Origin of the sequence: Luteolibacter pohnpeiensis, assembly GCF_016595435.1 — a bacterium.
In the GTDB taxonomy this organism is placed as follows: Bacteria; Verrucomicrobiota; Verrucomicrobiia; order Verrucomicrobiales; family Akkermansiaceae; genus Luteolibacter; species Luteolibacter pohnpeiensis.
In genome coordinates this window covers 1-10,444 of the sequence record NZ_JAENIJ010000030.1, presented here as the reverse complement: position 1 = coordinate 10,444, position 10,444 = coordinate 1, and the positions used below count along the sequence as shown (strand labels likewise).

General features: G+C 57.4%; 9 protein-coding genes. 4 read left to right on the top strand and 5 right to left on the bottom strand.

What is annotated here, in order from left to right; all coding sequences use genetic code 11:
• The first annotated feature begins 1 nt into the window (after nt 1).
• Together JIN85_RS15865 and JIN85_RS15860 are read left to right on the top strand one after the other, a co-directional pair.
• Nucleotides 2–1,714 carry a response regulator gene (locus JIN85_RS15865; RefSeq protein ID WP_200272530.1) on the top strand — a complete coding sequence of 571 codons (1,713 nt, stop codon included), beginning with the start codon at nt 2–4 and terminating at the stop codon, nt 1,712–1,714.
• Nucleotides 1,715–1,777: 63 nt separating this feature from the next.
• Nucleotides 1,778–3,262 (top strand): PLP-dependent transferase, encoded by a 1,485-nt coding sequence (locus tag JIN85_RS15860; RefSeq protein WP_234047469.1) that lies wholly within the window; start codon nt 1,778–1,780, stop codon nt 3,260–3,262.
• A gap of 20 nt (nt 3,263–3,282) precedes the next feature.
• On the opposite strand, the gene JIN85_RS15855 is transcribed toward JIN85_RS15860, so the two are convergent.
• Together JIN85_RS15855 and JIN85_RS15850 are read right to left on the bottom strand one after the other, a co-directional pair.
• Nucleotides 3,283–3,861, bottom strand: coding sequence for a hypothetical protein (locus JIN85_RS15855; RefSeq protein ID WP_200272528.1), 579 nt, complete (start codon nt 3,859–3,861; stop codon nt 3,283–3,285).
• A complete protein-coding gene (locus JIN85_RS15850) occupies nt 3,836–5,083 on the bottom strand; it encodes a class I adenylate-forming enzyme family protein (RefSeq protein WP_200272526.1) in 1,248 nt (415 codons plus the stop codon). Before JIN85_RS15850 ends, JIN85_RS15855 begins: the two co-directional genes overlap by 26 nt.
• A gap of 75 nt (nt 5,084–5,158) precedes the next feature.
• Here JIN85_RS15850 and JIN85_RS15845 point away from each other — a divergent pair, with 75 nt between their 5' ends.
• Both JIN85_RS15845 and JIN85_RS15840 read left to right on the top strand, forming a co-directional pair.
• Nucleotides 5,159–6,406, top strand: a complete 1,248-nt coding sequence (locus JIN85_RS15845; RefSeq protein ID WP_325109641.1) for a beta-ketoacyl-[acyl-carrier-protein] synthase family protein — start codon at nt 5,159–5,161, stop codon at nt 6,404–6,406.
• Nucleotides 6,403–7,419, top strand: a complete 1,017-nt coding sequence (locus JIN85_RS15840; RefSeq protein ID WP_200272524.1) for a beta-ketoacyl synthase N-terminal-like domain-containing protein — start codon at nt 6,403–6,405, stop codon at nt 7,417–7,419. Before JIN85_RS15845 ends, JIN85_RS15840 begins: the two co-directional genes overlap by 4 nt.
• A gap of 26 nt (nt 7,420–7,445) precedes the next feature.
• Here JIN85_RS15840 and JIN85_RS15835 read toward each other — a convergent pair whose 3' ends face one another.
• The 3 genes from JIN85_RS15835 to JIN85_RS15825 form a co-directional block, all read right to left on the bottom strand.
• A complete protein-coding gene (locus tag JIN85_RS15835; protein ID WP_200272522.1) occupies nt 7,446–7,946 on the bottom strand; it encodes a phage regulatory CII family protein in 501 nt (166 codons plus the stop codon).
• Nucleotides 7,947–8,000: 54 nt separating this feature from the next.
• A complete protein-coding gene (dusB, locus tag JIN85_RS15830; protein ID WP_200272520.1) occupies nt 8,001–8,999 on the bottom strand; it encodes a tRNA dihydrouridine synthase DusB in 999 nt (332 codons plus the stop codon).
• 200 nt (nt 9,000–9,199) lie between these two features.
• Nucleotides 9,200–10,279 (bottom strand): transposase, encoded by a 1,080-nt coding sequence (locus JIN85_RS15825; RefSeq protein WP_200272518.1) that lies wholly within the window; start codon nt 10,277–10,279, stop codon nt 9,200–9,202.
• Nucleotides 10,280–10,444: the final 165 nt, after the last annotated feature.

The following is a 10,444-nucleotide window of genomic DNA, read 5'->3' as shown; positions in this document are numbered from 1 at the left end:
CATGATGACCTCGTCAGCCAAGACTTTCCACCCGGAAATCGAACCATCCATCATGGTACTGTTGCTGGATGACCAAGCATTCATTGGTGAGGCCATCCGCCGCTCGCTGCTCAACGAGCCGGATATCAATTTTCATTTCAGCCCGGATCCATCCAGAGCGATTGAGATCGCCCAGGAAATCAAACCGACCGTCATCCTGCAGGATCTGGTGATGCCTGGAGTCGACGGACTGGATGTCGTCAGACTTTTTCGCGACAACCCGGAGACCAAAAGCATCCCGATCATTGTGCTGTCGGTCAAAGAAGATCCGAGCATCAAAAGTGCCGCCTTCGCCGCTGGCGCAAATGACTATCTGGTCAAATTGCCGGATCAACAGGAACTGATCGCACGCATTCGATACCACTCGAACGCATTTCTCACCCAACGCCAGCGGGATGAGGCGATGCGCGCGCTGCGTGAAAGCCAGCAACAACTTCAGGCCAGCAATACCACACTCATCTCGCTCAATCAAAAGCTGGAGGCTGCCACCATGGCCAAGTCGCAATTCCTCGCGATGATGAGCCATGAAATCCGCACCCCGCTGAACGGTGTGCTCGGCTTTTCCGATCTGCTTTTGGCAACCGATCTGGAACCGGAACAGCGGAAATACGCGGAGACCATCGCCGCCAGCGGCCGGGCGCTGATCACCGTGCTGAACGACATCCTGGATTTTTCGAAAATCGAAGCCGGCAAACTCGAGCTTGAGTCCACCCAGTTCGAACTCAACAAATGCCTTGCGTCCATGACCGAGCTATTCCGGCCGAAGGCGCTCGAAAGCGGGGTGGAAATCATCACCGAGATCGACTCCACCCTGCCGGAGATGGTTGTTGGCGATGAAGTGCGGCTGCAACAGGTGATGGGCAATCTGATTTCCAACGCCATCAAGTTCACGGAAAACGGCACCGTCACCGTCAACATCCGCGAAGGAACATACGATGAGCTGCGCGCGAATTACGACGAATACATCCCCGATCACGGGCCGAATGAATTCTACCTCCACGGCATCATTCGCGATACCGGCAGCGGCATTGCTGAAGCGAAACGCGAAAAACTATTTCGTGATTTCAGCCAGCTCGATCCCGCTGACAACAGGCGCCACGGCGGCACGGGTCTAGGCCTCGCCATCTGCCGCAAACTTACCCGGCTCATGGGCGGCGAAATCTGGTATGAGCCATCCAGCGTCGGCACCGGCAGCGAATTTCACTTCATCATCACTCTGAGCAAATCCAGCCGGAAATTGATCAGCGCAGCCGAGATGAAAGGTGATTCTCAAGTTCTCGCGCTGAGCAAAGAGGTGCAGAAGCTGAACATCATGATCGCGGAGGACAATGAAATCAATGTAATGCTCCTCTCCGCCCTGCTCGCGCAATATGGCGTTCGCCCCCACGTGGTTCGCAATGGAAAACTCGCCTACCAGGCCGCTGTAGAACAACCCTGGGACATTATTCTCATGGACGTCCAAATGCCGGAAATGAACGGCATTGATGCGACGAAAGAAATTCGCCGGATCGAAGCCACCGAAGGCAGACCCCCATGCCACATCGTCGCCCTTACCGCAGATGTGATGCGCGGGGATGATCAAAAATGCTTCGATGCGGGCATGGACGACTACCTTTCCAAGCCACTGAAAGCTCGGGACCTCGCCAACGCCCTCTCCAGATACTGCGAAAAGTGAAAGATTTCGGGATTGTTGGTCCTTCAGAACGAATCCCGCTTGCCCTTTGTCCGTTCGGAAGTCATGGAGGGAACCGCAATGCGTGACCTGATGGCGGAACCAGCTTGGCAGGAGGAGGATCTGGGTGTGCCGTTGCCCGATTCTCCCCATGCGTGCTCTGTTTGCCTGCCGACTTGGGAGTCGGTAATTGGCTATGAAGAGGGCCGGGACAAAGTCGTGCGCCGCATGCGTGCCGGATATCCCCGCTTTTTCAAGCATCCAACGGTCGAGCAGCTATTCGCGAAAGCGAAATCGGAAGTCGCCACCGAGCATGAGGAAGTTCTCGTGCTACCTACCCGCGAGTCCGTCCAGCGTGCCCATCGTTGGGTGGAACGCCGCGCCGAGACCGCGATCCGCATCACCAGCTACAACGGCCTTCAAGCGCTCATCGTGCCATCAAAAGCGCTGAAAGACGCCAATTTCTATTGGCGCTTTTCCGGTGAAGTCGTCAGCAGCCGACAGGCTCAAGACTGTCTGGATGGCAACCTCCGCGAGGGCACGAAGTCTCATCTGATTTCCCGCGCGCTTTCCAAAATCCTCGGCACATCCGCAGAGGACGTCTTCGTGTTCTCCAGCGGCATGGCTGCGGCGAGCGCAATGTTGCGAGCTCTACCCGCAGTCAAAGACGGCAAGAAAACGCTGCAGCTCGAATTTCCTTACGTCGATTGCCTGAAAATCCAGGAACTCTTCGGCAATGGCGTCGTCTACCTCAACGAAGCAACCGGCGGCTCGCTGGATGAAGCTTTGCAACGCATCCGCCAAGGCGAATTCGCTGGGGTATTCACTGAAGTTCCCAGCAATCCTCTCCTGCGGACGGTCGATCTCAAACGCGTCGCGGAAGCCTGCAATGAAGGACGCACTCCATTGATCGTCGATGACTCGACCAGTGGCCCATTCAATCTCGACGTCCTGCGTTTCGCCGATGCCATGACCGGCAGCCTGACGAAATGGATCTCCGGTGCCGGGGATGTCATGGCCGGCATGGCTGCAGTGCGTGATTCCTCTCCTTTCGCGGAAACACTGCGCCAGTCGCTCTCCCTCGACTCGACCAAAACTTCCCCGCTCTACATCGCGGATGCTGAGGTTTTGCTGTCGAATCTCCACAGCTACTCCAAGCGGATGAAAACGGTGAACGAGAATGGCGCAGCCCTCGCCGCCTGGTTGTCCGAACATCCGGCGGTAGCGCAAGTTTGGCATCCATCGCTGGTGCAAACCGACCACTACCACGCCGTGATGCGCAAAGACGGTGGCTACGGCGGCTTGCTTTCCTTCGTTCTCAAAGCCGAGAAGAAAACACCGCGCGTTTACGATGCACTCCGTTTCAACAAGGGACCAAGCTTTGGCACCAATTTCACCCTGGTTTGCCCATACACCCTGTTGGCGCATTACGATGAACTGAAGTGGGTCGAAGCCTGCGGCGTCTCCCAAAACCTGCTCCGCGTCTCTTGCGGGCTGGAGCCCATAGGCCACATCCTCGCAACCTTCGAGGAAGCGCTTTCACACGCGTGATTTGAGAGAAATGCTTTCGGTTAGAAAAAACCGGGCACACTGGCATCGCTGGGAGGCCCCTCAAAATGGCCATCCAGAAACCGACGCCACACGCCTTTGCTGTGCTCGGACAAGCGCCCGGTGATGCTACCGATGCAGTCGCTACACACCAGCAATGGCAAGGGACCGTTTTGCAAATGCCCCTCGGAATCAAATAGCGCCGATATGCTGAAGCCGGTGCAATCTTCCTGCTTTTTGCGGCAAGCAATGCACGCCTGAAATCGCTGCGCCGGATCGTGCTGCATCATGAACTCTTTCATCCGCTTCGCCCAATCGATCTCCTGCTCCAGAAATTGGCGCACCACCTCCTTCGATTCTTCGGAAAGTTGATCCGTGGTCCGGTCGCGGCACTTTTTGCAAATTGCGTATTCGAGAATGCACTCGTCGCGGAAATACTCCTTGTTCACCAACCACGGTTCGGAGATTTCTAACAATGGAAGTTTGCAGTCAATGCAGTGGGTGAATGGTTCATCCAGTTCTTCGCAAGCCAGCCACTGATCGATGTTTCGCATGCCGCCGAGGCTAACCAGCGAATCAGGCGGATGGAAACCGGAAAGCATCGCGCAATTCCGCCAGCCCCAATGCCCACAATTCCGCTCCAGCCCGCCAATGCCGGGGCAATTCCCAGGTTTCCAACCGCTCGGACAGGGACGACTTCAACCGCTCCAGGCGCTCTCCATCATTCATTTCCACCAACGCGGAAATTTCCTCATTGCGCTCGCGGTCCGCACTTGGAATCCCGAACACCCTCGCCCGACGCACCAAACCCGTCGCCATCAGCGCCGCCTCAACCTTGGCCGGACTGACTTTCCGTCCCGCCACATTGATCGCCCCCCCCACGGTGCCTACCAATTGCAGGATTTCACGTTCATCGACAAAGCCAACATCTCTTGTTAGATAGCAACCAGCTCCTAACAAATCATCACGACGAGACTCATCGTAGCCGATCGCAACCGCATCGCTTTGCACCTGCAATCTTCCATCCCTCCCGATAGAGACACTCACACCCGCCATCACCCGCCCTACATCCGATGCATCAACACGCGGCAACTCGGAGCGATCAAATGAAATCGCACCGCATTCACTGGTGCCGTAAAAATTGCGAATCTTGATCCCGGACGTTTCGTAAACCTGCGCTTCCAGATCCAACGACAGCGGCGCACCTGCCGAGACCGCCAAACGAATCGGTAAACTTTTCAGAATCTTTGCCCGATGCCAGGCCCGCCAAATGGACGGCACCGATGGCACTGCCAACGCTGCATGGTTCGCACAAATTTCTTCCACCACCCGCGGAAACGGAACCGGCGCCAACACCACCGGCACGCCGTGCAATATCAGCGGTAAGACGATATTTGAAAATCCATACGAATGAGCCAGTGAAATCACCGCGAGATTTGGCACCTCGACCGAAAGACCCATCTCACGCACCAACCGATCACCGTCCGCAATCAGCTGCGCATCGTTGAAAAAAATGCCACGCGGGATGCCGCTCGCGCCAGGCGTGTATTTGACGAGGCAGGTCTCAGCTGGCGGATCGGAGTTGAGTTTCGGTTCCGGCGCATCTTTTTCGATCGGAATGACCATGCTTCCGTCACGCCATCCGGATATCAAATCGACGAAAAAACCGACCCCTCCAGATCGTGCAATCACCCGGCTTCCGCTGTGTGGTCTGGCCTCCACCCGCTTCGCGAGTTCGCCAAATGTCACCACCTCCGCGCCATCGTAGACAGCGGGTCGGCTTGCATGAAGACGACAGGTTTCCAACCAACGAAAATAGAGCATTTGACAAGAAGCGTGAGCCAGTGCCTAGCTACCACACACCCGGTCTGACGAGCCTTAACTTCCCTGATTTACCCTGTGGCCTATTCGCATGATTCCCCAAGCTCCGCCGGACCTCGATCCGTCGTCATCACCGGGGCTGGAATTCTTTCGCCAATGGGTCATGGACTGGATGAAAACTCAGTCGGCCTCCGCGCAGGGCGAAGTTGTTTTTCCACCATCACTTCGTTCGATGTTTCACGCCAGCGCGTGCAAACCGCCGGGCAAGTGGAGATCCCCGTATCGGAAGTGCGAGCAAAAATCTGGAACCGCATGGATCGCGGCACGCAGCTCGCCTATCACGCCGCGCGCGAAGCGCTTGAGCAAGCAGGGTTACTCACCGGCACTATCCAGAACCTGCCGCAAATCATCGGCACCTCCGCCGCCGCCATGCCCATCGGCGAAGCCTACTACCGGCAGTCACTCTCGACCACCGCCCGTCGCTCCGAACAATTGAGGCGCGTCGAAACCTATCAATCCCAGCAGCAGCTGACCACGATGGCGCGGGAATTGAAAGTCAGCGGCCCATTGCGCATCGTCTCGAATGCCTGCGCCTCCGGTGCAAATGCCATCGGCCAAGCCTTCCATCTGGTTCGTTCAGGAAAAGCAGAACGCGTGTTAGCAGGCGGCTACGACGCATTGTCCCAACTCGTATTCGCCGGCTTCGATGCCTTGCAAGCTCTCAGCCCATCCGGCATCCCACGACCCTTCGATGCCGCGCGCGACGGACTGGCACTCGGCGAGGGTGCGGCATTTGTCGTGGTGGAATCACAAGCGGCTGCGCGTGCCAGATCCGTTCCGATCCTGGCTGAAATCCTCGGCTACGGCGCGGCAACGGACATCCATCACCTCACGCAACCGAACCCACAAGGCGACGCTGCTTTGCTCACCATGCGCGCCGCTTGCGAAATGGCAGGCGTGATGCCGGAACAAATCGACTACCTCAATTCCCACGGCACCGGCACTCCACTGAATGACATCGCCGAAGGAAATGCGATCCAGCGCTGGGCCGGAAACCAAGTGTCCAAGATCAAGGTGAGCTCGACCAAATCCGCCATCGGCCACTTGTTAGGCGGTGCGGGATCGGTCGAAGCGGTGATCACCCTGTTAGCCCTGCGTGATCAATTTCTCCCCGCGAGCCTCCACGTTCGCGAAGCCGATCCCGTGTGCTCCTTCGATCTCATTCGCGAGCCGCGCACCACGAGCGTTCAACGTGTCCTCACCAACTCATTCGGATTTGGCGGAGCCAATGCCACACTCATTTTTGCCAAGGAGGGAGCCGCATGAAGTCTTCAATCGCGATCACCGGAACCGGGGCCGTATCGCCAGCCGGTTGGGGTAGCCCATCGTTGTTGGCAGCCATGCAAGCGGGCCTTAGTCTTTCCAAATCGGAAATGGTTAGAGAGCTCGATGGTCGCAAAATCACGACACCGGTTTTGCGCGTCCCGGCCGATGCCTCCGCTGCGCCAAAATTTCCGCGCCTTCGCCGCACCAGCCCGATTTCCAAATTTGCCGCAGCCGCTGCGATGGAGGCCCTTGGCCAGGATCGCCGCACCCGATCCCAAAACGGCGAATTGCGCATCGGGGTGATTTTCACGCTCACCAACGGATGCGTGAACTACTCGAACCGGTTCTTCGGTGAGGTGCTGAACGACCCGGCGGTCGCTAGTCCGATTCTGTTTCCTGAAACGGTTTTCAACGCGCCATCCAGCCACCTTTCCGCGATGATCGGTAGCAACGCCCCCAACGATACCTTGGTGGGAGACAGCACCGGATTTTTCACCGGAATCGATCTGGCGGTGGAGTGGATTCTGCGCGGCGATGTCGACGGCTGCCTGGTGGTGGCTGCCGAAGAAATCGACTGGCTGAGCGCGGAAGGCCTCAGTCTCTACTCGCGCAATTACCTGCCGTCCGAAGGTGCCGCTGCGATTTATCTGGAGCCGGGCCAGACTGACGTGCTGCTGCACCATCTCCCCGATCCCGTTTCACTTTCCAATCAAGACCGCGCTGCTGCTTCGTTAGAAATCCGCCGCCATTTGGGGAAACTTCCGTCTGACACGCTTTTGGTGGATGGAACGACTGGGGTGAACCGTTTTGATCGCGCCGAGCAATCCGCTTGGTCGGATTGGCAAGGACTCCGCTGGTCACCGCGCCAAATCCTGGGGGAAGCCATGGGAGCCTCTTCAGCACTGCAAGTGGTGGCGGCCATCGAAGCCATCAAAGCCGGTATCTCCGACCATGCCGCCATCGTATCCACCGGCGCAAACCAGCAAGCCGCCGGCATGCGCATCGGTCGTTAGCCCCAGAACCACAAGGCCTGTTAGATTCACTCCACCGCGAGGCGGGTTGGCCCTTTGGATGGGGGTGGGATGTGCATCATTTGCTCGAAATCGCCACTTTCACAGCAGCGAACAAAGCCTTCCGCATAGCTTTTGAGCTTATCCCAGCATTCGCGAATGTCCTTCGCTTCTTCCTTGGTGATCGAGTGATCCACCGCAGCATCCGAGATCTGGCTGAGCAGATCCGAAAACTGCGAGATGATCTCCTGAGTCGCTGGCAGCACATGGCGGATGTCGTGTCCGGCCACATCCGGATCGAGCACGAAGTGGCCGCCATTTCTACGGCACATCCAGTCGACAATGCCGTGGTCGCCGCTCAGTTCGATGATTTTCTGCAACCGATCCATCGGATTCCGGCTGCCGGAGCCATCGTCAGACGGGCGCTCCGCCCACTTGTAAATCAACGAGAGGGATACGCCTAATTCAGCAGCCACCGCTTTCGGACTGGTCTTACGCAGCGCTCGTTTCAACACATCGTGGCTTTCCATGCAGAAAAAATGGACAATCGGCAGCCGCTTGAAAAGACGGGATTTCAACCAAGCTCAGCAGAGTTCAGCAATTTCCGCCTGACCGAGCGAAAATCCCGCCAAATCCTCCACTTCTGCAACGGAACCGACGTGGCATAGCCGCTGACGCAGCTCTTTGGCTCCCGGAAAGCCCTTGCAGTAACTCATCAGCCGGGACCGCATCGCCGTGAGAGTCTGCTTTTCCGAGCCATAGCGATCACTCGCCACGGCCAGACGACAATGTCGCAACACGAGCTCCCAGCGCTCCGCCAACGGCACCGGGGGAAGCGTCGTGCCGGTTTCGAGATAATGTTTCGCCTCACGGAAAACCCACGGATTCTGCATCGCAGCCCGCCCGATCATCACCCCGGAAACCGCCGTTTCGGTTTTGCGTTTCACCAGATCGGCACCCGTCGAGATATCGCCATTGCCAATCACCGGAACCGAAACGGCCCGCGCGACGGCATCGATGACGTTCCAATTCGCCTCACCGCCATAGCCTTGCGCCCGGGTCCGACCGTGCACGGCGATCGCCTGCATTCCTGAACCTTCGAGAATTTTTCCGACCTCCACCGCATTCACCGAGTTTTCATCCCAGCCAATGCGGATTTTTGCTGTCACCGGCACGATATCTCCGACTGCCTTTGCCACGCCCGCCGCCACCGATTCCAACACCGGGCAATCCCGGAGCAGTGAGGAGCCGCCATTGCGGGACACCACTTTATTCACCGGGCAGCCGAAATTGATATCGATGAAATCGGGCCGTTTCCAATCGACGATCTTTTTCGCCGCCTCCCCCATGCGCGCGCCGTCAGCGCCGAACAACTGCACCCCGACCGGGCGTTGCTCGTCGGTGAACTCGGTGTATTTCCGGGTCCGATCATCCGCCTGCATGATGCCCTCTGCTGAAACGAATTCCGTCACCATCACATCCGCACCGAGTTCTTTACAAATCCGGCGAAAAATCACGTCCGTCACCCCCGCCATCGGCGCGAGGTATAGGGGAAACTTGTCATTCGAAAACCACGGGAGCACGCCCCATCCTCCCAGCGATCCGGCACAGGATCAACTGCGTTGTTTCGCCGAGGTGCCCACTCTCCCCCTTTTCCCATCCGCATACGCCTTCGCGCAGATTCCTGAATGCCATTCCAAGCCGCCTCCGGCATGCCTGCACATCATCGTGGCTGCGACGTCCCGTCGCAGGCCGTGCAAGCGGCGTCCCGCCGCTTGTCGCATCAGCCAACGCCTTGGCGCAGATCGCGGAAACTCCATAATTTCTCTGCTAGGCCCGCCGCTTGCCCACGCAGTTTTCGAGCTCCATCTTTCCGCTTCTCTCCGAACCGATCCCGCGCAGCGTGGAACGCCTCGTTCACGAACAAGCGACTGCCAATCACCGCACCATCACTGAAATAACGGACGCGCCTTCGTAGAGTCGCCGCCATTGGCAAATCACCGTCATCCTTCGACGATCGTTCCGCCTCCGCGCGTGAAATTCCTTTTCGCAAAGTCCGCTTCACCCGTTTTCCGGATCGGTCAATCACCTCTTCGGATTTCTCCAAAGCTCCTTCCATCAGCACCTTGCGATATTCCCGAGCGACATCATTTTTCCAAAAACCCGCATCCGCACCGACACCTTTGTGAGCGCGCAAGGCTCGCACCAATCCCGCCCTGGCTGTCTTGCCATTTCCTTTCGGGCCGCCGCCGATCGCTTCGCCGTAGCTACTCCAACGATAATCCGCCGGATCCTTCACCATACCAGCACGGACCGGGTTCAAATCGATATAAGCCGCCATCGTCTTCGCCGCAAATCCATCTTCGACGATCACACTTTTGAATCGATCCTCCCAAAGTCGACCTGTCCGACCTTGCGTGCGATTGAACCACTGGGTGAACCGTTGCAGCAGCCCCTTCATAAACTCTCCCAGATCGTGCATGCGATACGTGAAGCGCTCGTGAATTTCCGCGATGCGCTTTTCCTGACCGACCTTGCGAGCGTCGGCCAGTTGCGCCGCAATTTCTGCAACGAACGCTTCGCTGTAAATCGCCGACAATCGCTTGAACAGCAACTCGTCCGAAATCCCCTCCACATTTATCGGAGGCACTTCGAGCAGCAAATGGAAGTGATTGCACATCAGACAATAAGCCACCACCCGGCAACCCGTGAATTTCTCCTGCATGCGCATCAGTGTGCGAAACTTTTCCTTCTCCTCCGCCCCAAACGCAAACCGCCGCTCCACCACGCGTGAAATGCAATGGTAAAACACCGGTTTCCCTTCCGAGTTCCGCCATTCAGCCAGCCAACGTGCCCGTCTCATGGCTTCACCCTACCCAACCCGTGGCATTCGGCAAGCTCAATTCCTACTAAAGGCCTGTCCCTTTGTCATAGATGGGATATCGAAAAAGTTTTCGACCAATTCAAAAACAAAATGGCGGAAACCAAATCCTGGGCCAGCAGCCACACCGCCAAAGAAGCCCAAGCC